This window comes from Streptomyces sp. NBC_01233 (genome assembly GCF_035989305.1).
GTDB lineage: Bacteria > Actinomycetota > Actinomycetes > Streptomycetales > Streptomycetaceae > Streptomyces.
Genome location: NZ_CP108514.1, coordinates 2,316,803 through 2,341,546 on the forward strand (window position 1 = coordinate 2,316,803; position 24,744 = coordinate 2,341,546).

The window sequence follows — 24,744 nt, forward strand, 5'->3', positions numbered from 1 at the left end:
GCGGTCATGCCGCTGCCCACGACGCGCGTCGTCACCGGCCACTACGTCAACCCGGCCACCGGCGCCGCCTGTACCGGGCGGGTCGTCCTGGCCCCGTACCCGGGCGTGTGGACGGATGAGACTGGGGACCAGGTGCTCACCGGGGGCGCCACCGTCGAGCTCGTCGCGGGCGCGTTCTCCGTCACCCTCGTCACCACCGACGCCGCCGGCGTCGAGCCGACCACCGGCCGGGTGTGGATCTTCGAGGAGCGCGTCGACGGCCGGCCGTACCGGCGCCGCCCGTTCGTACTCGATGCCGGGGTTGGCAGCATCGACATCACCGACCTCGTCGACGCGGACCCGGCCGACGTCGGCTACACCCGCGGGCCTACGGGCCCGACCGGACCTGCCGGCCCGACCGGAGCCACCGGGGCAACCGGAGCCACCGGGGCGACGGGCCCCGCTGGGGCGACCGGGGCGACCGGCCCGGCTGGGGCTGACGGCGCCGCCGGCGCAGCAGGCGCGACGGGTGCCACCGGCGCGACCGGCTCCCAGGGCGCGATGGGCGCCTCCGGCACGGTCATCACGGTGGCGCAGGCCCGGATCACGGACGGCGCGGTCGCCGACCTCACCTCGTCCACACCGTGGATCATCGCCACAACGAGCGTGGGCACGCCGCTCCAGTGCTCCATCCCCGCGGCCGCCGGGGACCGCATCCGCGTCCACCTCAGCATGATGTACGTCGGCGGCCACTTCCTCGACCTGGCGCTCCTCACCGGAGCGGGCGCGATCTCCGAGTACGGCGCCTCCGGCACGGGCACTCCGCTCGCGGAAGGCGCCCCCGAGTTCTACCCGAGCGTGTCGTTCTCGAAGGCCGCGAGCGCGGGCATGTTCACGGTCGGCGCCGGCCACATCGACGGGTCCGGAAACGCCACGGTGGCGCTGGTCCACTCCGGCACGACCTCGGGCAAGGTGTATGCCAACAGCGTCTACCCCTGGCGGATACTGCTGGAAAACCTCGGCCCGCCCGGCGGTTCGGCGGCCGGGTCGTGGCTGCCACGCCCGTCCGAGCAGGGCCTCATTACGTGGACTGGCGATCCGAACGATGCCGGGCACGTCACCGCGCAGTCCTCGGGCGGCGTCGCAGGCCGGATCACATTGGTGAAGATCCCGATCCGCGAGCAGGTCACCATTTCGAACATTTGGCTCGGTCTGTCCGGCATCGACGCGGCCGCCGTCCTGTCGAACTGCTACCTCGGTCTCTACGACGCGGCCGGCAACCGGGTCGGCGTCACCGCGGACATTTCGGCGTCGCTGATGACCGGCGCCACCGCGAAGGCGCTGCCGCTCGTCACACCGTTCGTCGCGGCGCCGGGGCACTACTTCATCGCCATGCTCCTCAACGGGACCTGGACCACCAACAGCCTGCACTTCAAGGCCACGGGCGCCGGGATCTCAGTGAACGCCGGGCTCACCGCGCCCAGCCTCCGGTACAGCACGATCCTCACTGGCCAGACCTCGCTGCCCGCCAGCCTGACTCTGTCCGGCCAGGCCACGAGCACGATCAATACCGGCTGGGCCAGCCAGTGGTACGGCCTCTCCTGAACAGCACATCGCCCCCTCTCAGCCTGCGGGCTGGGAGGGGGCGTTTTTGTCGTGTACCGGTACCGTTCTGGTGTCGAGTCAGAACTGGGAGCCAGTATGCACTCTCTACCTCACGACCACACCGGCGCGCGCATGAAGCGCCTGCGCCTCGAACGCCACCTCACCCAAAGAGCCGTCGCGGACCTCGCCCAGGTCCCGTACAGCACGTACACGAAGACGGAGCAGGGCGTCATCGCGGCGTCCCCGTACCTGATCGCCGCGTTCGCCCGAGCCCTCCGCGTCTCCGTCGCCACGGTCACCGGCCAGCCGTACACCACCGAACTCCGGGCGGACGAGCTGGACATTCTGATCCGGCCCATCCGCGAGGCCCTCGACGTCTACGACCTCGGCGCCGACCCGGACATCACCCCACGCGCGCACCAGCTGCTCGCCGACGACGCGGAGGCGCTCCTCGTTGCGGTCCGGGCCGGGGAGATCAAGCAGACCGCCGGCCAACTGCCCGGGCTCATCCAGGAGGCCACCACGGCCGCGCACACGGCCCCAGGGCGGGACGGGTGGCTGCTCCTCGCCAGCCTCTACCGCACCTCCTACGACGTCGCCAGCAAGCTGGGCTACTACGACCTCGCCGCGCTGGCCCTGGCGCGCATGGACTGGGCGGCCGAGCGCGGCTCAGACGCCGTGGTCGGCGGCATGTACCGCTACATGCGGGCCCTGACCTACCTCCGCGACGGCGAGTACCGCACCGGCGAGCGCCTCGTTCAGCTCGGGCTGCGCACGCTCGAGCAGGCGGACGCGTCCCGGGAACGGGAGGTCGTCACGGGGCAGCTACACCTGGGCGCCGCGGTGATGGCCGGCCGGTCGAAGGACCGCGGGCGCGCGGACGGACACCTCGACGAGGCAGAGCGGATCGCGGCTGGCACCGGGGAGGCTGTTGAGACGCATTGGCTGGCGTTCGGCCCGACGAACGTCAAGGTGCACCGGGTCAGCGTGCTGGCCGAGCTGGACGAGTACGGGCAGGCCGCGCAGGCCGGCCGCGGGATGACGATCCCGCAGGACTGGCCGAAGTCCCGCAAGAGCCACCACTTCGCCGAGCTGGCCCGCGCGCAGATGTGGACGGGCGACCTCGACGGCTCATTCCAGAACCTGCTGCGCGCGCGGAAGTCTGCGCCGCAGCAGGCCCGCTATCACCAGACGGTCCGGGAGACGTATGCGGGGCTGGAGGCGGCCCGTCGCCAGCTGCCTGACAGCTTCCTCTCCTACGGCTCCTGGCTGGGCATCTGACGTTCCGTAATCCCTTGGCCCCGACTATCAACATGCCGTGATAGTCGGGGTCTTGTCGTGCTCCCACACTCGTCTCACCACCCGCTGACGACGGTAGGGAGCACGGGTATGAGCAGCACACGCGCCGAGATGGAGGCGACAACCGCCCTCGTGGTGGCCGCCCTCGTCCGTTTCGATCAGCGGCCGTCGGAGGACGACATTGCCGCATTGACCGGTCAGCTCCTCCAGCACGGGGCGCTCCTCGTCGCCGAGGTCGCCGACGTGCCCGGGTCGGCTGCTGCGCTCGCTGACTGGGAGCTCCTCACGACCAGCGGGGCCGAGAACAGCCCGCTGGGCACCTGGACGTATGCGCGTGGCCTGGCACGCACGGTCCGCCGGATGACCGAGCTCCTGAACGCGGCCGCCCAGTGAGCGCGGCCGAGCACTGCGTGTACTGCGACGAGCACGTCGCGGCGGTCGAGGAGAACCGCGTGGGCTCTGACTTCTCGGCGTCCGCGGTCCGGCCGCCGATGTACGCCCACCCCGGATGCGGCCATCAGGGCCGCCGGCAGGGCTCGACCGGGCGACAGGCCCCGAGGGCCGGCCGGTGAGCGGATCGCGCCAGCCGTGGCGCGAGCAAGTCCTGTACGTCGTCATCGCGCTCGCCATCGGCGGCGCGATCATCCTCGGCACCGCCCGGTGAACCGCATGACCCGTTCGAGTCAACGGGCACCCCCGCCGCGGTGAGGAACGGCTAGTTTGTGGTTGAGATGACCACCGAATTCGCCGATGAGGCCCGCTCCCGAGTAGCCCGTCTCCTCCGCATGGCGGCCACCCACGACGACCGGCTCCGAGCCCGCATCGTTGAGTACGCCGCAAGTACCCCCGACCCGCCCCCGTACGGCCCGCACGGCATCCACACCAAGGGGTGCACCCGTTGTCGCCAGACCATGTGGAGGCAGCGTGATGTGTGGGTCTGCTCGCGCTGCGGCCACGTAGAGGACACCCGATGACCTGCCACGCCTGCGGCTCTCAGATGTACGAGGACTCTCGGACACCGGGGCGGCTGTGGTGCGCGTGTGGCACCTACCGGGATGTCGCTGAGACGGCCGATCAGGTGACGGCCCGGGAGGCCGAGACGGCCCGCGTGTTGGCGCTGCTGGACATGGCGCTCGCGGGTTCGGCGCGCCACCGGGGGGCCGAAGAACAGTGCGCGACCGACCGACAGACCACCGCTGAGATGGAGTCCACCATGGGACAGACGATCCAGACCGCCGGATGCCCGAAGTGCGGCGGCACCATGTACCGCACCGTCGACACTGACGAGCACGGCAACCCGATTGGCATGGGCCCGTACGTGTGCAGCAACTGCGGGAACATGGCGGGCTAACCACGACCGTAGCCCCGGCTGACAGCCTCCCCGTCGGCCGGGGCTACCGCGCAAGGGGTCCGCTGGCTTCGTTGCGAAATTGGGTCTTCCGTTCAGCGGCGTAATCCGTATGGTTGCTGCATGCACCTGACGCGGGCCTTACCTGCGGCCCGCCGAGGCCCTACTCCCTGACCAGCTCCGACAGCGGTACGCCGAGCGCGTCGGAGATCCGCAGGAGAGTATCGAGCCGCGGACTGACCCGCCCCTGTTCGAGCAGGGTGTAGGACGGCCGGTCCATGCCCATCGAGTTGGCCACCCGCTCCTGAGTCAGGTTCCGGTGCTCTCGCGCGGCCCGGATCTGGAGCGCGATCCGTCTTCGACGGGCGAGCACGTCGTCGGAGGGCGGTACGGAGCGCGGCACCTGTCCACGCTCGGGCAGTCATGATCGTTTGTCAGTTGGCCAAATCCTACATTGCGTGATCTTGCATATATGCGGGCAGGAGCCTGCACACCAGACCGGCCCTCCCTGCCCTGCCCCCCAGGCGGCGGGAGGGCCGGCTACGCCCCCGGCGGACGCGTCGGGGGCGTAGTCATGTCCAGCCCCGGATCGAGGCGGACGGCCTGGAGGAGTCGATCCCGTACCCGGTTGAGTGATCCCGCGTACTACCCGGTGCAGCCTGCGAATTGGGCGTAATAGCAGGTGAGCCCCGGTCGATGACCGGGGCTCACTCGCAGCAAAACACTGTCTTGGTGGAGGATTTGACTGCTCGGTGCCGACCGCCTCGATGACCGCGTGTGCGCCCCGGCCGCCGGTGAGCTCGCGCACGGCCGCCTCGGCGGCCTCGCCGCGCTCGGCGACCACGTCGGTGGCTCCGAAGAGCCTGGCTATGTCCGTACGGACGGTGTGGCGGCCCAGTGCGATGATCCGCTCGGCGCCCAGGCGCTTGGCGGCGAGGACGCCGCACAGGCCGACCGCGCCGTCACCGACGACGGCGACCGTGGAGCCCGGGCGCACCCCCGCGCCCAGGGCCGCGTGGTGCCCGGTGCCCATGACGTCGGAGAGCGCGAGCAGCCCGGTGAGCAGGTGGTCGTCGGAGACGGCCTCGGCGGGCAGCTTGACCAGGGTGCCGTCGGCGTGCGGGACGCGGACGGCCTCGCCCTGGCCGCCGTCGTGGCCGACCGAGCCCCAGAAACCTCCGTGGTCGCAGGAGGTGAACAGGCCCTCCTTGCAGTACTCGCAGGTGCCGTCCGACCACATGAAGGGCGCGACGACCAGGTCGCCGGCGCGCAGGCCGGACACGGCGGGGCCGGTCTCCTCGACGATGCCCAGGAACTCGTGGCCGATGCGCTGGCCGGGCTGGCGCTCGGCCTCGCCCCGGTAGGCCCACAGGTCGCTGCCGCAGATGCAGGCACGCAGGACGCGGACGACGGCGTCCTCGGGGCGCTGGATCGCAGCGTCGGGCACCTCCTCCACGCGGATGTCGTGCGGGGCGTGGATGACGGTGGCGCGCATGGTGGTGCAGTCCTCCGGCTCGGGATTGTTCAGTCTTGTACGACTGATGGCCGCCCTACGGTACGCCTGCTTCCCGGGTGGTTGTCGAACCGGTGGCCAGGAGGTATTGGGCGGCCAGGTAGGTGGCCATGATCCAGAAGTCCGGGCGGGGCAGCTGGGGCCATTCGGCGACGCCGGAGGCGATGAGGGTGTCGGAGAGCAGGAACAGCGCCCCGCCGATCCCGGCCCGCGGGCCGAGGGCGCTGGAGCGGAAGGCCATGGCGGTGAGCAGCAGGCTGTAGCCGGCGACCGGGATCCGCAGGTCGGCCGGCAGGTCGGACCAGAGCAGGGCGACGGTCCCGAGGAGGGCGAGCGTGTACGCGCCCCCGAGCAGCGGGTTCGCGGGCCGCTTGCCGAAGAGGACGAGGTAGCAGACGTGCCCGACGGCGAAGGAGCCCATGCCGACGAGGAAGGCGGCCTCGGCGTCGAAGAGCAGGGCCAGATCGCCGCCCCAGCCGAAGAGCAGGGCCGCGACCAGCAGCCGGGGCGCGCCTCGGGTGATCACGTAGGTGACGAGCAGCGGCATCAGCAGCGGCTTGGCGATGAGGTGCCCGAGGTGCCAGTCGGCCAGCAGCGACCCGAGGTCGACGGCGGTGGCCGCGGCGAAGGCCGCGAGGGCGGAGCGGCCGAGGCGGTCCCGGCCGGCGGGCATGCGGCCGGCGGCCCAGGACGGGGCGGGGCGTTCGGGGGACGGTGCGGTGCTCACGCGGTGGTCTCCCGTACGGAGGTCCGGGCGTCGGCGGCGGCGTCCACGGCGGTCGCTCCGGCGGGGTCGGGGGCTTCGGCAGCGGGGGCGACGGCTTCGGCGGCGGGCGCGGCGGGCTGCCAGCCGGGGCCGCGGAAGACACGTCCGGCGCGCTCGCGCCAGTTCGCGGCGGCCCGCACGTCCCGCGCGATCGCCGCGTACTCGTGGGTGGCCACGCGCAGCGGGTTGTGGGTGTCGATGTTCTTGGTGAGCCCGTAGACGGGCCGCTCCGTCTCCCCCACCCAGGAGCCGAACATCCGGTCCCAGACGATCAGGATCCCGCCGAAGTTCCGGTCCAGGTACCCGCCCTGCGAGGCGTGGTGGACGCGGTGGTGGGAGGGGGTGTTGAAGACGTACTCGTAGGCGCGGGGCAGCTTCCCGATGCGCTCGGTGTGGACCCAGAACTGGTAGAGGAGGTTGAGTCCGTAGCAGAACGGGATCGCTGCGGGGTGCACGCCGAGGGCCACCATCGGCAGGTAGAACCACCAGGTGGTGGCGCTGGTCCAGGGCTGGCGCAGGGCGGTGGTGAGGTTGAACCGCCGGCTGCTGTGGTGGACCACGTGGCAGGCCCACAGGATGCGGATCACGTGGTGGAGCCGGTGCTGCCAGTAGTAGAGGAAGTCCTGGGCGAGCAGCATCAGCAGGGCGGTCCACCACAGGAACGGCAGCCGCAGCGGGGTGAGTTCGTAGACCGCGGTGAAGACGGCGACGACGGGGATCTTCCACAACAGGTCGAACCCGATGCTGCCGAGCCCCATGGTGATGCTCGTGGCCGCGTCCTTGGTGTCGTAGCCGGCCGCGTCGTCGTCGGGATGGATCCGGTAGCTCACCACCTCCAGGACGGTGAGCAGCACGAAGGCCGGTATGGACCACAGCACGACATCGGGCAGGTTCGGCATGAGCGCACCATAGAGGCGCCCTCGGGGGCTCCGCTAGGGGTTGTTACCGATCGGTATCCGACCGGGTTACCGCAGGTTCGCGAGATGATGTCCAGCCGAGGGGGAGGCTGTGGAATGACGGGTATCGAGACGGTTCTCTTACGGGTCGCGGGCACGGCGGCGAGCACCCTGCTGAAGTCCCTCCTGGCCCGCACCCCGGGGGCGGGCCTGACGGCCGACCCGGCCCGCCCGGTGCCGGCCTGGCGCAAACCGGCGGCGGAGCTCGGACCCGCGGAGGTCCGGCGCCTGGCCGACATCCTGGCGGCCCGCATGGGCCCGGCCTGCGCGGCGCTCCCGGAGCCCGAACGCCTGGCGGCACTGGACGCGGTCGGCGACGCCTTCGCGGCCCTGGGCCCGCTGGAGGCGGACGCCCTGTTCGCCGCGGACCTCGACCCGGAGGCCCTCGCCGCGACCCTGCCGCCTCCCCCGCCGGGCCTGAGCCAGGGCGCGGAGGCGCTCTGCCGGAGGCTGTCGCGGCTGTGCTGCGAGCACGCGGTGGAGTACGCGACGACCCTGCCGGGCTTCGGCGCCCGGACGGATGTGGAGCTGGTCCGCCGGACCGGGAAGCTGACGCGCTCGGTGGAACGGCTGGAACGGCTGGAACGGGGCGCGGACGGGGCCGCGTACGCCTTCGAGGAGCGGTACGCCCGGTACATGGCCGAGGAGCACGGACGCCTCCAGCTGTTCGGCGTCACGCTCGGCCAGTCGCGCCAGGACTGGCCGCTGGACCTCGCCTACATCAGCCTCGCCGTGAGCGCGGAGACGTCGGCGCTGGACTCCTACGGCTTCTCCCACTCCGTGCAGGGCAAGCAGGTGCGCATCGAGCAGACCCTGTCGGTGTCGGAGCGGATCCTGCTGCGCGGAGCCGCTGGTTCCGGCAAGAGCACCGTGGTGCAGTGGCTGGCGCTCAACGCGGCCCGGCGCACCTTCGGCCCCGGACTCGAATCGTGGAACGTGCTGGTCCCGTTCGTCCTGCGGCTGCGTTCCTTCACCTCGGCCAAGTCCCTGCCGATGCCCGGCGAGTTCCTGTCGGCGGCGGGAGTGCCGCTCCCGGCGCCCGAGGGCTGGGTGGAGGGGCTCCTCGGGAGCGGCCGCGCCCTGATCCTCGTGGACGGGGTGGACGAGGTGCCGCTGCGGCTGCGCAAGCGGACGGAGGACTGGCTCCGGTCGCTGATCACCGCCTATCCGCAGGCGCGGTACGTGGTCACGACGCGCCCGTCGGCGGTCCCGGAGGACTGGCTCTCGCGGCAGGACTTCACCCACTACTCCCTCCTCCCCATGGAACGGGAGGACATCCGCGCGTTCATCGCGCAATGGCACGCCTCGGCCCGGGCGGAGTGCTCCTCCGAGGAGGAGAGGGCGCAGCTGCACTCGTACGCCGGGTCCCTCATGAGCGCGGTGGGGACCCGCCGCGACCTGAGCCGGCTGGCGACCAATCCCCTCATGTGCGCGCTGCTGTGCGCCCTCAACCGCGACCGCCGCATGCACCTCCCCCGCGCGCGCAAGGAGTTGTACGACGCGGCCCTCGAAATGCTCCTGGTCCGCCGTGACACGGAACGCGAGATCAGCGCGGTCGAGGGGGTCTACCTCACCCGTGACGAACAGATCCTGCTGCTCCAGCGGTTCGCGTACTGGCTGATCCGCAACGGGCAGGCGGAGACCTCGATCGGGGAGGTGGTGGGGCTGGTCGACGGGTGGCTGGACCTGATGCCGCAGGTGCGCGCCCAGGGCACCGCCGAGCAGGTCGTCACGCACCTGCTGATCCGGTCCGGCCTGCTGCGCGAGCCCACCAAGGGTTCCGTGACCTTCGTGCACCGCACCTTCCAGGACTACCTCGGCGCGAAGGCCGCGGTGGAGGCGAGGGACTTCGGCGTGCTGGTCCGCCACACGCACGACGACACGTGGGACGACGTCGTACGCATGGCCGTCGGGCACGCGCGTTCGGACGAACGGGCGGAGATCCTGCGGCGCGTGCTCGACCGCGCCGCCCACGAACCCGACCTGGACAACCGGCTCGTCCTGCTCGCGGCGACCTGCCTCGAACACTCCCCCGAGCTGGCCCCCGACGTGCGGCACGAGATCGAGACGCGCGCGGCGCAGCTCGTTCCTCCGCGCACGTTCAACGAGGCGGAGGAGCTGGCGCGGGCCGGCGGGCTGACGCTGGAGCTGCTCCCGGGGCCGGACGAGGTGACGGAGACCGAGGCGGCCGCCGTGATCCGGACGGCCGCGCTGATCGGAGGCGCGCACGCGCTGCAGGTCATCGGCCGGTTCCGGGACGACGCCAGGCTCGGGGTGATGGCCGAGCTCAACGGTTCCTGGGGGAGGTTCAAGGCCCAGGACTACGCGGACACGGTGCTCTCCGGCTCGTCCCTGACCCAGGGGTTCCTGAACGTGCGCACGGCCCGGCAGCTCGCCGTCCTTCCGAGACTGCGGCACATCCTGCGGCTGCGCCTGACCGGGGACCACCGGCTCACCGACGAGATCGTCTCGCGGGAGAACCTGCTCGGACTGCAGCTGTCCGACAACGGCGCCCTCGTCGACCTCGCACCGCTCCGGGCACTGGACCGGCTCGCATACCTCAGCCTCGAATCGTGCCGGTCCCTGTTCGACCTGTCGCCGCTCTGCGGCACGGCGGTGCAGCGGCTCTTCCTCACCCGGATGCCCGGGCGCCTGGCCCTGGAGCCGCTGCGGGACCTGCACCGCCTCACGCTGCTGGGTCTCGACTCGGCCTGGGGGCACCGTTGTGTGGGCACGCTGCCGGCCCCCGAGGGGCTCACCGGTCTCTGGCTGGTGAGCGGCGGCTGTCTCCTCGACCTCGACGGCCTCGACCGGTGGCCCCGGCTGTCCTCGTTGACGGTCTCGGGCAACCGGCAGGCCGGCCGGCTCGCGAAGCTGCCCTACGACCTTCCCCTCTCCTTCCTGCAGGTGACGAGTACTTCGGAGCTGGACCTCACGGCCTTCACCCGGTACCGGGGGCTGCGCGAGCTGTTCCTGGCCGGCTGCTCGCTCGCTTCGGGGCTGGAGGCGCTGGCGGAGCTGCCCGAGCTCGCCACGCTGACGTTGAGCGCGTGCGACGGGCCGCTGGACCTCGCGCCCCTGGCCGGGCTGGAGAAGCTGCAGGTCGTGGTCCACCGGGACACCCCGGTACGGGGGACGCACGCGTTGGCGCCGACGCAGCTCACCTATGCCGGAGCGTGAGCCGCGTCGGCGGCAGCGCTACCAGACCCGGACCGAGCCCCCCTTGGCGAAGGCCGGGCTGGTGGCCTCGGGCGGGACCCGTGTCAGGGGTTCGGCGATCTCCGAGACCAGCGGGCCGTGTTGGGCGGCGAGCGGGTCCAGGAGGGCCAGGTCGAAACCGTAGACGCGGGCCGCGTTGCCGCCGGCCATCGCCGCCACCTCCGCGCGCGGGAGGCCCGCGTAGGCGATGCGGAGGCCTTCGCGGGAGAAGGGGGTGGTGCCCTCGTCGTGCGGGTAGTCGCTGCCCCACATGATCTTGTCGAGGCCGATCCGGTCCCGGAGCGGGACCTCGTGGGGGCGCATGAAGCTGGCCCCCACGAAGCAGTTCTCCCGCCAGACCTCGCTCGGGCCGCTGCCCATCGACTCCGCGAGGCCCGCCCCGAACTTGGCCTCGGCCGTGGCCGAGGCCGCGACCAGGCGGCCGTGGTAGTAGTCCAGCATCTCCAGCACGCCGGGGATCCAGCCGGATCCCTGTTCCGTCAGGACCAGTTTGAGGCCCGGATGCCGGCGGAAGGCGCCGCCGAAGACGAGGTGCCAGAGGGCGCGGTGCGAGAACCAGGTGGTCTCCACCATGAAGACCGCGCGGGCGGCCGGTTCGTCGCCCAGCGGCGGGGAGGCCGAGCCGCCGTGGTGGTTGACCGGGACGTCCAGCTCGTCGCACACCGCCCAGATCGGGTCGTACGCGGCCGAGTAGAGCTCCGGGACCGTGGAGCCGGGCGGGACGCCCGGCAGCAGGATGCCGCCCGTGAGCCCCGCCTCCTTCGTGCGGCGGATCTCCTTCACCGCCGCGTCCACGTCGTTGAGGAGGATCTGCACCACGCCCGCACGCCGGCCCGGCGCGTCCGCGCAGAAGTCCGCCAGCCAGCGGTTGTGGGCCTGGAGCCCGGCCCAGCGCATCTCGTACTCGGCGGCCGTGGGCGGCTGCGCCATCAGGGAGGCCTTGGGGAAGAACGGCGGGATGGTGTTCGGGAAGACGACCTCGGCGACGATGCCGTCCGCCTCCAGCTCCGAGAGCCGGCGCCGGGAGTTCCAGTTGCGGTCGGCCGTGTCCGCGAGGAGGTCCTCGTACGGGTTCACGTAGGTGGCGGCCCAGGCGTCGAAGTCGTCCTGGTACCGCTTCTCCAGGTACGGCTTGTAGTCCAGCAGGTCGGCGCCCGCGTGGCAGTCCGCCGAGATGACCGTGTAGCGGTCCTGGTCCTGCGTCATCACGAGACCCCCAGTACCGGGAAGTCGCCGCCCGTGAGCCAGTGGCGGCCGCTCTCGCGGGAGCGGGCCCAGGAGGCCGCCACCGCCGCCTGGTCGGGCGACTGGCCCAGCTCGGCCGGGGTGGGGCCGATCCGGCGGGCGACGGGAGCGAGTTTCTCCGTGTCGAAGCCGAAGGCCTCGGCCGCCGCGAGGCCGAGCATCCGGCGGGTCTCGTCGACCGGGATGTCGTGGAAGGTCCTGCGCAGCCAGTTGCGGGTGTCGGGCCAGGTGCCTTCCGGGTGCGGGAAGTCCGAGCCCCACAGGATGTTGTCCACGCCGATCTCGTAGCGCTGGGCCAGTTCGCGCCGCTTGGTGTTCGTCGCGCAGACGAAGACCTGGCGGTCCAGGTACTCGCTCGGCGGCCGTTTCAGCTCCTCTAACGGGGAGAGCTTCTTGCCGCCGTGCGCGCCGAGGTAGAGGCGGTCCATGAACCACAGCTGGTTCGGCAGCCACCAGCAGCCCGATTCCGCCACGCCGAACTTGAGGCCGGGGTGGCGCTCGAAGACCCCCGACCAGAGCAGGAACCACAGCGGGCGGGCCGGCCACCAGGTGACCTCGGAGACGAAGATGCCCAGGTGGTCGCCGTACTCGTGGCGCGGCGAGGACCCGGAGTGGGTGACGATCGGCATCCGCGTCTCGGCCGCCGCCGCCCACACGGGGTCGTAGCGGCGGTCGTGGTAGGGCGCCTTGTCCACCCACATGGCGGGGATCATCAGCGCGCCCAGCCCGGACTCCTTGGCCCGGTGGATCTCGGCGACGACCTTCGAAGGTTCGCCCGTGATGGGGAGCAGGGCGACCCCGCAGTGGCGCTCGGGATGCTCGGAGACGAACTCCGCCAGCCAGCGGTTGTGCGCCTGCGCGCCCGCCATGCCGAGCTCGGGGTCCTGGTCGCCGGAGAGGCCGAGGCCCACTCCGAAGGGGGCCGCGGTCTGGCTGTCGACGGCGTCCGCGTCGGGGAAGACGACCTCGGCGGCCACGCCGTCGCCGTCGAGTTCCTTCAGCCGCTGCCCGGTGTCCCAGCCGCCCCTCAGGCCTTCCTCGTGGTCGTGGAACCACTTCTCGGCGAAGGCCTCGTTGCGGACGCCGAGCCGGGTGGCCTCCGCGCGGCGGGCGTCGCGCTCGCCGAGGAACTCGTCGAACTGGGGGTGGAAGCGGGAATCGAGGTAGGGGCGGTACTGCTCCGTGGGCAGGCCCGCGTGGCAGTCGGAGGAGATGATCAGGTACGGGTCTTCGTACGGTGTGTCGCTCACGACGAACGCCCCTCAGTCGAGGATGAAGCTTTCCAGGTAGGCGGGGTTGGCCCGGTCGAGCATCGACTGCGAGCGGGCGCGGATCTGCCGGTCGCTGTGCTCGCTGGCCGGGAGCATCCAGAAGCGGTCGGCGCGGATGCCGTCGAGGACGTGCTCGGCGACCTCCTCGACGGGGGTGAAGTTCACCTCGTGGCCGGCCTGCTTCATCGCCGCCTCGTACTGGTCGAGGCTGCGGTACGGGGACTTGCGCGGCCGCTCCTTCGCGTACCGCTCGGGCCGGTTGCGGTGCGACTCCCACAGCCCGGTGCGCAGCATGTGCGGTCCGGGGAAGAGGACGGAGGCCCCGACGGCGGCGCCCTCCGCCTTGAGGTGGGCGTAGAGCGACTCGGTCATGGTGACCACGGCCGCCTTGGTGACGGCGTAGACCGAGGCGGTGGGCAGGGGGGCGATGCCGCCGTCGCCGGAGGAGGTGTTGACGACGTGGCCGGGCTCACCGCCCGCGATCATGCGGGGGACGAAGGCCTGGATGCCGTGGAAGACGCCCCACACGTTGACGGAGAAGGCCCATTTCCAGTCGTTGGGCTCGTGTTCCCACATCCGGCCCTCGGCGCCGGAGCCGACGCCCGCGTTGTTGCACAGCACGTGCACGGCGCCGAAGGCCTCGTACGCCGCGTCGGCCAGTGCGGTCACGGAGTCGCGGTCGCTGACGTCGACGGTGCCGGCCAGCACCTGGGCGCCGTCCGCGGTGAGTTCGTCGGCGGCCTTGCGCAGGGCGCCCTCCTCCACGTCGGCGAGGACCACCTTCAGCCCCTCGGCGGCGAAGCGGCGGGCCATCGCGAGGCCGATGCCGCCGGCGGCTCCGGTGACGACGGCCACCTGTCCCGGCTCGATGCGCATGTCAGACACTGCCTTCCGGAGGGCCGTCGAGGATCTGCATCGGGTCGTCGTAGCGCTGGTGGATGTACGGGAGCAGGGCCTGGGCGCTGACCCGCTCGACGACCCGGCCCTTCTGGTCGGTGGTCTTCTCGCCGATGGTGATCTCCACGATCCGGCGGACCGGGAGGTCGGCGACGGGGTCGAACATCGACTCGCGCAGGACGATGTCCCCGGTGACGTGCTCCAGCTTGCGGACCTTCTCGTTGCGCGTGCAGTGCACGAGGACCGGGTCGGCGTCGAAGCCCGAACCGTCGACGGCGGGCAGGAACTTGAAGTAGAAGTCGGTCTTCCGGGTGGGCTCGGGCAGCGGCAGTGCGCGGTCCACCGCCCCCCGCACCTCGACGAAGGCGATGCCGTGCCGGGCGAGGGCGGCCCGGACGACGAGGCCGTCGCGCTCGACGGTGACCTCGCCGAGCTTCTTCGGCTCGCCGAAGACCTCGCGGCCGCCGGTCAGGGCGCGCTCGTGGGTCATCGGCATGACCAGCGGGTACCAGCCCTCGACCCCGCCGTGCTGGGCGGCGACGGCCACCGAGCCGGCGCCGAGCGGGTAGCCGGGCAGGTCGACCTTGCTGATGTTGGCCCGTACGAGGGGCCGGTCGGCAGGCTTGAGGGGTGGCGGCAGGACCGCCGCCACGACGTCGGGGTCGCTCTCCCAGACGGCCACCACACCGGTGGACCAGATGTCGGGGAGCTTGGAACTCTTCTCGCGCGACGCCGCGATCTCGGCCTCGGTCCGCGCTCCGTACCGTACGCGTGCCATGTCTCGCACCATCCCTCGTCTCGGGGGGAGTCGGTTCTGTAACACAGTTACACCGCCACCGATGAAGGGTAAAGACCCGTGCACGCACCAGAACTGACACTCCGACAGATCGGCGGCCCGCAGACATGGCCAGATCAGCGCTGACCCGCGACGAGGTGCTGGACGCCGCCGCGTCCCTGGTCAAGCAGCACGGTCCGGCCGCCCTCACCATGCGCAAGCTCGCCGCCGAGCTGGGCACCGCGGTGACGTCCATCTACTGGCACGTCGGCAACCGCGAATCGCTGCTCGACGCCCTCGTGCGGCGGACCGTGGAGGACATGGGCGCGATCAGGCCCGTGGGCCGCACCCCCGCCGACCGCATCCTGTCGGTGGCCCGGACCCTGCGCCGCGAACTGCGCGAGCGCCCGCACCTGATCGCGATGGTCCACGAGCGCGGACTCACCGAGCGGATGTTCCTGCCCGCCCAGCAGGCGCTCGTCCACGAGGTGCACGCCGCGGGACTGCGCGGCGCCCGGGCGGCCGACGCGGTGCGCGCGATCCAGTTCCAGATCGTCGGCTTCCTGCTCGTCGAGCGCAACCGCGAGCGCTCCCCCGCGCAGTCCCCGGCCGAGAGCGAGCTCTGGGACCCGGCCGCGGCCCCCCACGACCCGGCCCTCGCCCGCGCCCTGGCCCGCCCGGCGGACCCGGAGCGGCTGTTCCTGCTGTCCGTACGGGCCCTCGTGCACGCCCTGCTCGCGCCGGGCGGATAAGCACTTGGCCCGGCACCCGCCTCCGTGATGGGATCTGCGGTACGGGGGCGGCTCCCCGGCGCGCATCCTTCTCCCCTTCTTCCAGTGAATTCAGCGCGCCCACTCTCCGCCCCCGTTTTCGTACGCGGAGGGAGCACACGCATGTCTGCCATCGAGTCCGTGCTGCTGCGCCGGCTCCAGACCGTCTACGTCGGCCCCGCGCCGGAAGGCCCCGCGCCGGAAGGCCCCGCTCCCGAGGGCGCCGCTCCCGAAGGGGACCGGCCCACCGCCGGACCCGGCCTGCGCAGGCTCGAATCCGAGCTCCTGGACCGCGGCTGCACCCTCTCGCCGAGCCTCTACGCGGCCCTGGCCGCGCTCCCCTCCGGGGAACTCCCCGCGACCCACGCCCGGCTGGTCGGCCTCGCCGACGAGCTGCTCGGCTCCGACCGCACCCACGTCCCGCTCCTGCGCCGCTTCCCGGGCGTCGTCCCGCGCAGCACCGAGCGGCTCTACACCGACCGGGTCTTCGCCCACCTGCTCCAGCAGCCCGACCAGCCGTGCGTGCTGTGCGGGGAGCAGCGCACCGTCTTTCCCGTGTCGCCCTGCGCCCATCTCGTGTGCCGGCTCTGCTGGGACGGCGCCGACTACTCGGGCTGTCCGCTGTGCCACCGGCGGATCGATTCCGCCGACCCGTTCCTGCGCCCCGTACGGGCCGTCGGAGCCCCCAAGGTGCGCTCCGAGGGCCCGCTCCGGCTGCTGCGGCACGGCACCGACCCGGCCGCCGACGCGGTCCCGGTCCTGCAGGCCCTGCTCACCCGGAGCACCCCGCTCTCGCCGCAGGACCGCGAGGACCTCACCGTCCTGCTGGCCGTCGCCCCGGCGGACCTCGACCGGCTGCCCGAGGACATCCCGGTCCGCGAGACCAAGGCCCTGGTGCTGGGCACCCTGCTGCCCGGCGCTTCCGACAGGACCGCGCTGCTCGGACGGCTCGGCACCGCCACCGACGTGCTGCGGCTGCTCGCCGTCCTGTCCGGCGGGGAAGCCGGCCTGGCCCCGCTGCCGCGCTTCGCGAGCCTGGGCCGGCCGCTGCGCCGCGAACTGCTCGGTGTGCTCGACGCGTTGCCCACGGAGTACCTCGTCGAGGACGTGCTGCGGCATCCGACCGCGTGGAAGCGTGCCGCCGAGGCCCTCCACCCCTTCGAACAGCACGGCCGCCACCCGCGCGCCGCGCTGGCCTTCGCCGTGCTGCGGGGCACCACGGTGACGCCCGGCACCCCGCTGGGGGCGGCGCTGCTGGAGACCGCCGCCGCGCACCCGGACGCCGTGCGCGTGGACGGCAGCCGGATCCGGCCCGCCACCTGGGCCGGCCGGCTGGAACAGGCCCTCGCCGACGGGGACGCGGGAGCCGCCGCCGCGCTCGCCGGACAGCGCCCGGGTGAACTCGTACGCCGCCTCGACCACCTGCTGCGCCTGCACACCGGGCCGGAGCTCGTGCCCGCACTGGAGAAGGCCCTCGAACGCGGGTTGCCCAAGGCCGGCGCGGGCCCGCTGCTCTCGGCATTCGGCGCACTGCGGGTGCGCGCCGAGGACCGCAGGGGCAGCCGGCGCGTCTTCTTCCCCGCCGGGCAGGTCGCCTCCGCCCAGTCGGTGACCGAGGTGCGCCCGCCGCTGCCCGAGCGGCTCGTCGCGGCAGTGGTCGCTCTGCTGGAGGCGGAGGTGCTGCGCCGGCTCGCGGCGGCCGGGGCCGGGGCGGGCCCGTACGACCTGGCCGTCCTCGACTCCGGGCTCGCCGACCTCACCGTGCCCTTCGGCGAGCGCACCGCCGCCAAGGCCCTGGTGGCCGTGCCCCGGGGCAGCGTCCAGACCCTGCCCGAGGGCGAGGTGCTGCGGCTGTTCCTGCACTGGACGGAACCGGCGGGCACGCGTACCGACCTCGACCTGTCCGTCGCCTTCTTCGACGCCGACTGGAACTTCACCGGCCTGTGCGACTACACGAACCTCGTGCACGGGCCGGACCGGGCCGCCGTGCACTCGGGCGACCTCACCTCGGCTCCGGCGCCGCTCGGGGCCACGGAGTACGTCGACCTGGACCTCGTGGCGCTCGCCGCGCACGGCGACGTGTACGCGGTCCCGCTGGTCTTCAGTTTCAACAACGTGCCCTTCGAGGAGCTGACGGACGCCTTCGCCGGCTTCATGGCGCTGCCCGCCGACGGGCCGCGCGACGCCTCGTACGACCCGCGCACCGTGCGCCAGCGCTTCGACCTGGCGGGCCGGTCCCGGGTCTGCATGCCGATGGTGGTGGACCTGACCGCCCGCAGGGCGCTGTGGACGGACGTCCACCTGCCGCCCTCGGGCGGGTTCCAGAGCGTCGGCTCGCACGGCGACCAACTGGCCGTGGTGGCGTCCGAGGTCTGGGAGTCCTTCGACTCCGGCACCCGCACGACCCTGTGGGACCTCGCGGTGTGGCGGGCTGCGGCCCGCACCCGTGAAGTGGCCGTGGTACGGCGGGCAGCACTTCCGGGCCTGCTCGACGAGCTGTGGCTGTACCGGGCCGGGGACGGCGAGCCGGTGGCCGCCTTCGCCGCCCGGGTCGCGGCGCTGGAGCCGCCGCAGGAGCGCCGCCCGCGCGCGGACGCCGACGCGGAGGCCGCCGAAGTGGCGGCGGGGAAGCGGGTGTTCCTGGCGCTGGTGCACGCGAGCGTGGCCCCGCACGGGGCTTCGGGGACGGCCTTCCGGCTGTTCCCCGGGCCTGTCGAACCGGCAGGCGCCTTCACCCTCGTGAGTGCCGGCGAACTGGTCTCGGAGCTGGGCTGAGGAGGCATCGCGGCCACGGCTGTCAGTCGGGGCCGATATCCTCTGTGACCATGCTCGACGACCGTACGACCGCAGAGACGACGTGGCCGACCGCGTACCCACAGGGGTACGCGGTCGTCGACGTGGAGACGACCGGGCTCGCCCGCGACGACCGGATAGTCTCCGCCGCCGTCTACCGGCTCGACGCGCAGGGCAATGTCGAGGACCACTGGTACACCCTGGTCAACCCGCAGCGGGACCCGGGGCCGGTGTGGATCCACGGCCTGACGAGCGAGGTGCTCGCCGGCGCGCCGCTCTTCAAGGACATCGCCGAGGAGTTCGCCGGCCGGCTCGCGGACCGGGTGCTGGTCGCGCACAACGCCATCTTCGACTGGCAGATGATCGCCCGGGAGTACGCGCGGGCCGCCGAGACCGCGCCGGTCCGTCAGCGGCTGTGCACCATCGCCCTGTCGAAGGAACTGAACCTCCCGCTGCCCAACCACAAGCTGGAGTCGCTCGCCGCGCACTTCGGCGTGGTCCAGCAGCGCGCCCACCACGCCCTCGACGACGCCCGGGTGCTGGCGGAGGCGTTCCGCCCGTCGCTGCACGCGGCCGCGCAGGGCGGCGTGCGGCTGCCCCTGCTGGAATGCCGGCCGCTGACGGAGTGGTCGGACTCGGCCGCCGCCCCGCGCGTGGGGTACCAGTCCTCGTACCGGGGCAGCGGCTGGCGGCCCTCGCGCAAGCGGCCGCCGTGCCCGCACCCGAATCCGGGGCGCTACGAGGACGGCGAGCCTCTGAAGCAGGGCATGCGGATCGCCTTCTCCGGTGACACCTCGGTGGAGCGGGAGCTGCTGGAGGACCGCGCGGTCGAGGCGGGCCTGCACATCGCGACGAGCGTGTCGCGGCTCACCAGCCTCCTGGTGACGAACGACCCCGACTCGGCGACGTCGAAGACGGTCAAGGCGAAGGCCTTCGGCACTCCGGTCGTCGACGAGGCCGCCTTCACCCAGCTGCTGCGGGACGTGGCCCCGGCGGAGTCCTGAGCCCGATCGCCGGGACGGGGAGTGCCGTTGCGCCGGGCGGGTGCAGGCGCGGCGACTCACCCCGCTGGATCTTGTTCCGGTCCCTCCCCGTGCGCAGCATTCGGCGCATGGCACGTTGTGAGGTCTGCGGAAACGATTACGGCATGTCCTTCGAAGTTCATGCACAAGGTGTGGTGCACGTCTTCGACTGCTTCTCCTGCGCCATCCACCGCATGGCGCCCGTCTGCGAGCACTGCCGGGTCTCGATCATCGGGCAGGGCGTCGAGGTCGAGGGGCAGTGGTTCTGCGGGGCGCACTGCGCCCGCGCCGAGGGGAAGGTGGGCATCGTCGACCGCGTCTGACTCCCCCACCCCCTCCCCGCCCCTCCCCGCCCCTCCCCCCTCGTCCCTCCCCCGATCCCGTACCCGTGACCCCGGACGGCCACCCGGCCGCCGGGGTCCTCCGCGCTGGGGGTACCGTCGTGGGCGTGTACCGCTTTGTGCTGACCCGGCAGTGGGTGTGCCTCACCCTCGTCACCCTCGCCCTCATCCCCGTGATGATCAAGCTGGGGTTCTGGCAGTACCACCGCCATGAGCACCGGGTCGCGCAGAACCAGCTGATCGAGGAGAACCTGCGGGCGAAGCCGGTCCCCATGACCGAGGTCACCTCCCCCGGCCACCGGGTCCCCCGCGCGGACTTCTGGCGTGCGGTCACCGCGACCGGCACGTACGACAGTGCGCACGAGGTGGTCGTGCGGATGCGGACCGACAACGACGACAAGGTCGGCTTCCACGTCCTGACCCCGCTCGTCCTCGGCGACGGCCGGGTGGTGCTCGTCAACCGCGGCTGGGTGGCGGGCGGCGACGACCCCCGCGCCTACCCGCCGGTGCCGGCCGCGCCCGCGGGCGAGGTCACCGTCACCGGCCGGCTGAAGGCCGACGAGACGAGCGGCGGAAGCGGCATCAAGGACCGCAAGGGCCTGCCGGACCGCCAGGTCATGCTGATCAACAGCGCGCAGCAGGCGGAGTACCTGGGCCGGCCGGTTCTCGGCGGGTACCTGGAGCTCACCGCTCCGTCCCCCGAGGCCGGCCCCGAGACCGTCGCCGATCCCGACCACGACTCGATCGGCCCCCACATGGCGTACGCCGTCCAGTGGTGGCTGTTCACGGCCGCGGTGCCGGTGGGCTGGGTGGTCCTCGTACGGCGGGAGAAGCGCGACCGCGAGGAGGCGGCCGCCAAGGCCGAAGCCACCGAACAGGAGCCGGCGACCGCGTAGCGTGTCGGCATGGATCTTGGACTGAAAGACCGTGTCTACATCGTCACCGGGGCCACGCGCGGCCTCGGCTTCGCCTCCGCCCGGGAACTGACCGCCGACGGCGCGCAGGTCCTCGTGACGGGCCGGGACGAGAAGCGGGCGGCCGACGCCGCCGCCGCGCTCGGCCCGAACGCCGTGGGTGTGGCGGCCGACAACTCCGACCCGGCGGTGGCCGGGCGGCTCGTCGCCACCGCGCGCGAGCGCTTCGGCCGCCTCGACGGCATCCTCATCAGCGTCGGCGGCCCTGCCCCGGGCTTCGCGGCCGACAACACCGACGAACAGTGGTCGGCGGCCTTCGAGTCGGTCTTCCTGGGCGCGGTCCGCCTCGCGCGGGCGGCGGCGGCCGAACTGGGCGAGGGCGGGGTCATCGGCTTCGTCCTGTCGGGCTCGGTGCACGAACCGATCCCCGGGCTGACCATCTCCAACGGCCTGCGCCCGGGCCTGGCGGGCTTCGCGAAGTCCCTCTCGGTGGAGCTCGGCCCGCGCGGGATCCGGGTCGTCGGCCTGCTCCCGGCGCGCATCGACACCGACCGCGTGCGGGAGCTCGACGCGCTGGGCGGTGACGCGGACGCGGCCCGCGCCGGGAACGAGTCCCGCATCCCGCTGCGGCGGTACGGCGCCCCGGAGGAGTTCGGCCGCACGGCGGCCTTCCTGCTGTCCCCGGCGGCCTCGTACCTGACGGGCATCATGCTCCCGGTCGACGGCGGCTCCCGGCACGGCTTCTGACCCGCCGTACCGGGGCTGCGGACCGTTCGGGCCAGGTCGAAAGAGAGGGCCTAAGTGACCCGCTGCGCCCGGTGCGACGTCACCTTGAGGCGGGCCTCCGTCGGGAGATCGGCGAGGCCCGCCGAGGCGCGGGCGTGGGTGAGCACCGGGCCCGCCACGGCGGCGAGCGTGTCGGCGGGGACCGCGTGGGGTTCCAGTTCCAGCGCGACCCGCAGTGCGGGCGACCCGCGCCGCCCGCGCAGCACCACCCGGCAGCCGGCGACCCCGTCGAGCGCGCCGGCCTCCGCGGCCACCGCCTCCTCCAGGGCGCGCCCGCGCAGCAGGGCGAAGGCCCCGTCCCCGGTGTCCACGACCACCGCGGGCAGTCGCGGGCGCCGCAGCTGGGACAGCAGCCACCACAGTGCCAGCAGCACGACCACCGCGAGTCCGGCGAGCACCGCCCACGGCCACCAGCCGTCGGCGTGCCAGTACCGGCGCCTCGCCTCGGCCGTCAGCAGCGGCGCGTGCCGCCCGTGCAGCGGCCGCGAGCCCGTCAGCAGCACGGCCCCGGCCGCCAGCAGGGCCGCTCCGGACACCGCCAGCAGGATCCGGTTCACCGTCCCGAGCATCCCGCTCACCTCCTGACCCGTACGCGCGGCTGCGGCGGGTGCGCGAGGCCCAGTTCCTCGACGCCGACGGCGAGTACGGCGTCCAGGTCGGCCCGTACGTCGTCCAGCTCGCGGAAGTGCGAGGTGGCCCGCACCCCGATGTGGGACCGGCCCACCTTGACCCGGACCGAGCGCACCCCGGACACCTCCATGGCCCGGTCCCGCAGGACCTGCGCGGCGTCCTTGCGGCCGAGACCGGCCCGTACCGCGGCGCCCTGGCCGGGCGTCCGCATGGTCAGGATCCGGCGGAGCCCGGGGGTGAGCGCCAGCAGCAGGAGGACCGCCCCGGCCACGGCCAGGGCCCCGCCGGTCACCTGCACCGACAGGTCGGCCGGGGTCCGTGTTTCCAGCCAGTGGGCGAGGTCGCGGCGCCAGCTCATGGCGGGCCGGCCGGCCCGTACGGCGGCCAGGTCGTACAGGAACAGCCCCGCCACCCCCAGCACGGCCAGGGCGGTGAGCGCGGCGGGCACCCGCCGGGTGGAGCGGAACCGGTGGGCTCGGCCGGACCCGGGGGCCGTCACCGCAGCCGCCGGTCCCGCCCGGCGGCGGTCCGGGTGTGGGGGGAGTGCAGGTGCTCGACGTCGATGTCCACCTCGGGCACGGACATCTGCGCGCACTCCTCGACGCGGAGGGCGACCCGGGCGCGTACGGCGGCGCACTGGGCGGCGAGGTCGGAGGGGTAGTCGAGCTCCAGGCTCACCCGTACCCGTGCGATGTCGTGGTGCACCGTGACGGTGGCGTGCGGGGGCGCGCCCGAGGGGGCGGCGAGCGCCTCCCTCGCGGCCTGGGCCGCGATCTTGGCGACGACCCGGTCGGCGATGAGGGTGGACCCGCGGTCGGCGGCGGCCACCCGTGGCGGGGTGGCCCGGGGCTGAGTCGTGCTCACCGGCCTCACCCGCGCCGGTCGTCACGGCGGCGGAACAGGTCCCCGGCATCCAGGTCCCCGTCGAGGAAGCGTCCTACGACGAATCCGAGGGCGCCGAGGGCCGCCACCAGGAGGAAGGCGCCGAAACCGCCGAAGTACCCGGCGAACGCCAGGGCCATTCCGGCGAACAGGCCTGCGATCGCCATGCTCATTGCGGGCTCCTCTCGGCTACTGGAGACGGGGCTCCGGCTCCTCGTCGGGCTCGTCGGGCAGCTTGACGTCGCTGACGGCGATGTTGACCTCGACGACCTCCAGGCCGGTCATCCGCTCGACCGCCGAGATGACGTTCTCACGGACCGCCCGTGCCACGTCGCGGATCGACACGCCGTAGTCGACGACGATCTCCAGGTCGAGGGCGGTCTGGACTTCGCCGACCTCCGCCTTGACCCCGCGGCTGACGGAGGCCTTCTGGCCGCCGGGCACGCGGTCGCGGACGGCGCCGAAGGTACGGGAGAGGGCGGTGCCGCTGCCCATGGCGTGTACGCCGACCACCTCGCGGGCGGCCAGCCCGGCGATCTTCTCGACCACGCCGTCGGAGATGCTCGTGCGTCCCCGGTCGCCGGGTTCCTTGGCGGAGCCACCGCGGCCTGATGCGGATTCGGTCATGGCGTGTCCCTTCGCGCGTGCGGACTCACTCCGCACCACGTTAAGCGCGTGGCCGCGCCCGCGCCTCGGGACTACGCCGCTCGGCCGGAACCGGTGGCACGCGCGCCCCAAGGCGGGGCTGGATCGGGCCGCGCCAAATCCAGCCCCGCCGGCGTGTGAGGCGCGCGGGCTAGTCGGAGAGCCCCGCCAGGTCCCGCAGGCGGCGGGCCTGGGCGGCGCGCTCGGCGGCGCGCTGGTCGTCGTACGGGCGGGAGTGCGCGGCGCGCAGGAGCGCCTTGGTCTCGATCACGGCGTCGCGCGGCGGAGCCAGCAGCGCGGTGGTGAGGTCCTGGACGGCGGCGTCGAGCTCGTCGGCCGGGACGACCAGGTTGGCGAGGCCGACCCGCTCCGCTTCCTCGGCATGCACGAAGCGACCCGTCGCGCAGATCTCCAGCGCGCGGGCGTAGCCGACCAGCGAGGTCAGGGGCTGGGTTCCGGCCAGGTCGGGGACCAGGCCCAGGCTGGTCTCGCGCATGGCGAACTGCACGTCGTCCGCGACCACGCGCAGATCGCACGCGAGCGCGAGCTGGAAGCCGGCGCCGATCGCGTGCCCCTGCACGGCGGCGACGGAGATGATGTCGTTACGCCTCCACCAGGTGAATGCCTCCTGGTACTCGGCGATCGTGGAGTCGAGCAGTTCGTCCGATCCACGCGCCAGATCGAGGAAGGACGGCTCGCCCTCGAAACCTTCGGGGGTGAACGCCTGCCGGTCGAGCCCGGCGGAGAAGGACTGGCCCTCACCGCGCAGCACAACGACCCGGACGGTGCCCGGCAACGACCTCCCGGCCTCGGCCAAAGCCCGCCAGAGCGCGGGGGATTGGGCATTTCGCTTGGCCGGATTGGTCAGTGTCACCGTGGCGACCGTGTCGTCGACGGTGAGTCGTACGCCGTCCTTGTCGAGCAGAGCCATCTGTGTATGCCTCCGGTGTGCAGTCGGCCGCAAGCCCGGCCTAAGTGACTGCACAGTAACCACCCAGCCGACCGGGAGGCCGACCGGGGGTCACCGAAGGAACCGTCGGAACATGTGAGCTTTGAAGCCGTTGGAGCGTTGGAGCGTTGGAACCGAT

Annotated in this window: 25 protein-coding genes; 11 read left to right on the forward strand and 14 right to left on the reverse strand. The window is 72.7% G+C overall.

Features of this window, described 5'->3' with window-relative positions:
* Positions 1-6: 6 nt before the first annotated feature.
* From OG332_RS10795 to OG332_RS10810, 4 genes are all read left to right on the forward strand, one after another.
* A complete protein-coding gene (locus OG332_RS10795) occupies positions 7-1,584 on the forward strand; it encodes a hypothetical protein (RefSeq protein ID WP_327413245.1) in 1,578 nt (525 codons plus the stop codon).
* A 96-nt stretch (positions 1,585-1,680) separates the two neighbouring features.
* Positions 1,681-2,865, forward strand: a complete 1,185-nt coding sequence (locus OG332_RS10800) for a helix-turn-helix domain-containing protein (protein WP_327413246.1) — start codon at positions 1,681-1,683, stop codon at positions 2,863-2,865.
* A 108-nt stretch (positions 2,866-2,973) separates the two neighbouring features.
* Positions 2,974-3,276 carry a DUF6415 family natural product biosynthesis protein gene (locus OG332_RS10805; RefSeq protein ID WP_327413247.1) on the forward strand — a complete coding sequence of 101 codons (303 nt, stop codon included), beginning with the start codon at positions 2,974-2,976 and terminating at the stop codon, positions 3,274-3,276.
* Between the two features lie 577 nt (positions 3,277-3,853).
* A complete protein-coding gene (locus OG332_RS10810; protein ID WP_327413248.1) occupies positions 3,854-4,234 on the forward strand; it encodes a hypothetical protein in 381 nt (126 codons plus the stop codon).
* A 160-nt stretch (positions 4,235-4,394) separates the two neighbouring features.
* Here OG332_RS10810 and OG332_RS10815 read toward each other — a convergent pair whose 3' ends face one another.
* From OG332_RS10815 to OG332_RS10830, 4 genes are read right to left on the reverse strand one after another with little or no spacing between them, the layout of a single operon-like run.
* Entirely contained in the window at positions 4,395-4,634 is a 240-nt protein-coding gene (locus OG332_RS10815) for a helix-turn-helix domain-containing protein (protein WP_327413249.1), read from the reverse strand.
* Between the two features lie 18 nt (positions 4,635-4,652).
* On the reverse strand, positions 4,653-5,726 hold the full coding sequence (locus tag OG332_RS10820) for an alcohol dehydrogenase catalytic domain-containing protein (protein WP_327413250.1): 1,074 nt from the start codon (positions 5,724-5,726) through the stop codon (positions 4,653-4,655).
* A 55-nt stretch (positions 5,727-5,781) separates the two neighbouring features.
* Positions 5,782-6,417, reverse strand: coding sequence for a lysoplasmalogenase (locus OG332_RS10825; protein ID WP_327419173.1), 636 nt, complete (start codon positions 6,415-6,417; stop codon positions 5,782-5,784).
* Between the two features lie 50 nt (positions 6,418-6,467).
* Positions 6,468-7,409 (reverse strand): sterol desaturase family protein, encoded by a 942-nt coding sequence (locus OG332_RS10830; protein ID WP_327413251.1) that lies wholly within the window; start codon positions 7,407-7,409, stop codon positions 6,468-6,470.
* Between the two features lie 114 nt (positions 7,410-7,523).
* On the opposite strand from OG332_RS10830, the gene OG332_RS10835 reads away from it, so the two are divergent.
* On the forward strand, positions 7,524-10,646 hold the full coding sequence (locus OG332_RS10835) for an NACHT domain-containing protein (RefSeq protein WP_327413252.1): 3,123 nt from the start codon (positions 7,524-7,526) through the stop codon (positions 10,644-10,646).
* A gap of 18 nt (positions 10,647-10,664) precedes the next feature.
* On the opposite strand, the gene OG332_RS10840 is transcribed toward OG332_RS10835, so the two are convergent.
* From OG332_RS10840 to OG332_RS10855, 4 genes are read right to left on the reverse strand one after another with little or no spacing between them, the layout of a single operon-like run.
* On the reverse strand, positions 10,665-11,891 hold the full coding sequence (locus OG332_RS10840) for an amidohydrolase family protein (protein ID WP_327413253.1): 1,227 nt from the start codon (positions 11,889-11,891) through the stop codon (positions 10,665-10,667).
* Positions 11,891-13,180, reverse strand: coding sequence for an amidohydrolase family protein (locus OG332_RS10845; protein WP_327413254.1), 1,290 nt, complete (start codon positions 13,178-13,180; stop codon positions 11,891-11,893). Before OG332_RS10845 ends, OG332_RS10840 begins: the two co-directional genes overlap by 1 nt.
* A gap of 12 nt (positions 13,181-13,192) precedes the next feature.
* Complete coding sequence (locus tag OG332_RS10850) at positions 13,193-14,077, reverse strand: SDR family NAD(P)-dependent oxidoreductase (protein WP_327413255.1); 885 nt, start codon at positions 14,075-14,077, stop codon at positions 13,193-13,195.
* 1 nt (position 14,078) lies between these two features.
* The gene (locus OG332_RS10855) at positions 14,079-14,876 is read right to left on the reverse strand and encodes an acetoacetate decarboxylase family protein (protein WP_327413256.1); all 798 of its coding nucleotides are present in this window, start codon (positions 14,874-14,876) and stop codon (positions 14,079-14,081) included.
* Between the two features lie 125 nt (positions 14,877-15,001).
* Between OG332_RS10855 and OG332_RS10860 the strand changes: the two genes are divergently transcribed.
* The 6 genes from OG332_RS10860 to OG332_RS10885 all read left to right on the forward strand — a co-directional run bounded on the left by OG332_RS10860 (position 15,002) and on the right by OG332_RS10885 (position 21,460).
* Complete coding sequence (locus OG332_RS10860) at positions 15,002-15,625, forward strand: TetR/AcrR family transcriptional regulator (protein WP_327413257.1); 624 nt, start codon at positions 15,002-15,004, stop codon at positions 15,623-15,625.
* Positions 15,626-15,766: 141 nt separating this feature from the next.
* On the forward strand, positions 15,767-18,418 hold the full coding sequence (locus OG332_RS10865) for an MXAN_6230/SCO0854 family RING domain-containing protein (RefSeq protein WP_327413258.1): 2,652 nt from the start codon (positions 15,767-15,769) through the stop codon (positions 18,416-18,418).
* 44 nt (positions 18,419-18,462) lie between these two features.
* Positions 18,463-19,440: a DEDDh family exonuclease gene (locus tag OG332_RS10870; protein ID WP_327413259.1), complete on the forward strand. Its 978-nt coding sequence runs from the start codon at positions 18,463-18,465 to the stop codon at positions 19,438-19,440.
* A gap of 107 nt (positions 19,441-19,547) precedes the next feature.
* Complete coding sequence (locus OG332_RS10875) at positions 19,548-19,781, forward strand: hypothetical protein (RefSeq protein ID WP_327413260.1); 234 nt, start codon at positions 19,548-19,550, stop codon at positions 19,779-19,781.
* 125 nt (positions 19,782-19,906) lie between these two features.
* The gene (locus OG332_RS10880; RefSeq protein ID WP_327413261.1) at positions 19,907-20,695 is read left to right on the forward strand and encodes an SURF1 family cytochrome oxidase biogenesis protein; all 789 of its coding nucleotides are present in this window, start codon (positions 19,907-19,909) and stop codon (positions 20,693-20,695) included.
* 9 nt (positions 20,696-20,704) lie between these two features.
* Complete coding sequence (locus tag OG332_RS10885; RefSeq protein ID WP_327413262.1) at positions 20,705-21,460, forward strand: SDR family oxidoreductase; 756 nt, start codon at positions 20,705-20,707, stop codon at positions 21,458-21,460.
* A gap of 50 nt (positions 21,461-21,510) precedes the next feature.
* Here the strand turns inward: OG332_RS10885 and amaP are convergent, their stop codons facing one another.
* From amaP to OG332_RS10915, 6 genes are all read right to left on the reverse strand, one after another.
* Positions 21,511-22,068: an alkaline shock response membrane anchor protein AmaP gene (gene amaP / locus OG332_RS10890; protein WP_442816134.1), complete on the reverse strand. Its 558-nt coding sequence runs from the start codon at positions 22,066-22,068 to the stop codon at positions 21,511-21,513.
* A 5-nt stretch (positions 22,069-22,073) separates the two neighbouring features.
* Positions 22,074-22,724: a DUF6286 domain-containing protein gene (locus tag OG332_RS10895; RefSeq protein ID WP_442816135.1), complete on the reverse strand. Its 651-nt coding sequence runs from the start codon at positions 22,722-22,724 to the stop codon at positions 22,074-22,076.
* Entirely contained in the window at positions 22,625-22,993 is a 369-nt protein-coding gene (locus OG332_RS10900; protein WP_327413265.1) for a hypothetical protein, read from the reverse strand. The genes OG332_RS10895 and OG332_RS10900 overlap by 100 nt, the downstream gene beginning before the upstream one ends.
* A 5-nt stretch (positions 22,994-22,998) precedes the next feature.
* On the reverse strand, positions 22,999-23,184 hold the full coding sequence (locus OG332_RS10905) for a hypothetical protein (protein ID WP_030716925.1): 186 nt from the start codon (positions 23,182-23,184) through the stop codon (positions 22,999-23,001).
* 16 nt (positions 23,185-23,200) lie between these two features.
* Complete coding sequence (locus OG332_RS10910; protein ID WP_327413266.1) at positions 23,201-23,638, reverse strand: Asp23/Gls24 family envelope stress response protein; 438 nt, start codon at positions 23,636-23,638, stop codon at positions 23,201-23,203.
* Between the two features lie 169 nt (positions 23,639-23,807).
* Positions 23,808-24,587, reverse strand: coding sequence for an enoyl-CoA hydratase/isomerase family protein (locus OG332_RS10915; RefSeq protein WP_327413267.1), 780 nt, complete (start codon positions 24,585-24,587; stop codon positions 23,808-23,810).
* Positions 24,588-24,744 lie beyond the last annotated feature (157 nt).

Coding starts and splice junctions, on each gene's coding strand:
- OG332_RS10795 (WP_327413245.1), top strand. CDS start 7: ATGCCGCTGCCCACGACGCGCGTCGTCACCGGCCACTACGTCAACCCG.
- OG332_RS10800 (WP_327413246.1), top strand. CDS start 1,681: ATGCACTCTCTACCTCACGACCACACCGGCGCGCGCATGAAGCGCCTG.
- OG332_RS10805 (WP_327413247.1), top strand. CDS start 2,974: ATGAGCAGCACACGCGCCGAGATGGAGGCGACAACCGCCCTCGTGGTG.
- OG332_RS10810 (WP_327413248.1), top strand. CDS start 3,854: ATGACCTGCCACGCCTGCGGCTCTCAGATGTACGAGGACTCTCGGACA.
- OG332_RS10820 (WP_327413250.1), bottom strand. CDS start 5,726: ATGCGCGCCACCGTCATCCACGCCCCGCACGACATCCGCGTGGAGGAG.
- OG332_RS10825 (WP_327419173.1), bottom strand. CDS start 6,417: ATGCCCGCCGGCCGGGACCGCCTCGGCCGCTCCGCCCTCGCGGCCTTC.
- OG332_RS10830 (WP_327413251.1), bottom strand. CDS start 7,409: ATGCCGAACCTGCCCGATGTCGTGCTGTGGTCCATACCGGCCTTCGTG.
- OG332_RS10835 (WP_327413252.1), top strand. CDS start 7,524: ATGACGGGTATCGAGACGGTTCTCTTACGGGTCGCGGGCACGGCGGCG.
- OG332_RS10840 (WP_327413253.1), bottom strand. CDS start 11,891: ATGACGCAGGACCAGGACCGCTACACGGTCATCTCGGCGGACTGCCAC.
- OG332_RS10850 (WP_327413255.1), bottom strand. CDS start 14,077: ATGCGCATCGAGCCGGGACAGGTGGCCGTCGTCACCGGAGCCGCCGGC.
- OG332_RS10855 (WP_327413256.1), bottom strand. CDS start 14,876: ATGGCACGCGTACGGTACGGAGCGCGGACCGAGGCCGAGATCGCGGCG.
- OG332_RS10860 (WP_327413257.1), top strand. CDS start 15,002: ATGGCCAGATCAGCGCTGACCCGCGACGAGGTGCTGGACGCCGCCGCG.
- OG332_RS10865 (WP_327413258.1), top strand. CDS start 15,767: ATGTCTGCCATCGAGTCCGTGCTGCTGCGCCGGCTCCAGACCGTCTAC.
- OG332_RS10875 (WP_327413260.1), top strand. CDS start 19,548: ATGGCACGTTGTGAGGTCTGCGGAAACGATTACGGCATGTCCTTCGAA.
- OG332_RS10885 (WP_327413262.1), top strand. CDS start 20,705: ATGGATCTTGGACTGAAAGACCGTGTCTACATCGTCACCGGGGCCACG.
- amaP (WP_442816134.1), bottom strand. CDS start 22,068: ATGCTCGGGACGGTGAACCGGATCCTGCTGGCGGTGTCCGGAGCGGCC.
- OG332_RS10905 (WP_030716925.1), bottom strand. CDS start 23,184: ATGAGCATGGCGATCGCAGGCCTGTTCGCCGGAATGGCCCTGGCGTTC.
- OG332_RS10910 (WP_327413266.1), bottom strand. CDS start 23,638: ATGACCGAATCCGCATCAGGCCGCGGTGGCTCCGCCAAGGAACCCGGC.
- OG332_RS10915 (WP_327413267.1), bottom strand. CDS start 24,587: ATGGCTCTGCTCGACAAGGACGGCGTACGACTCACCGTCGACGACACG.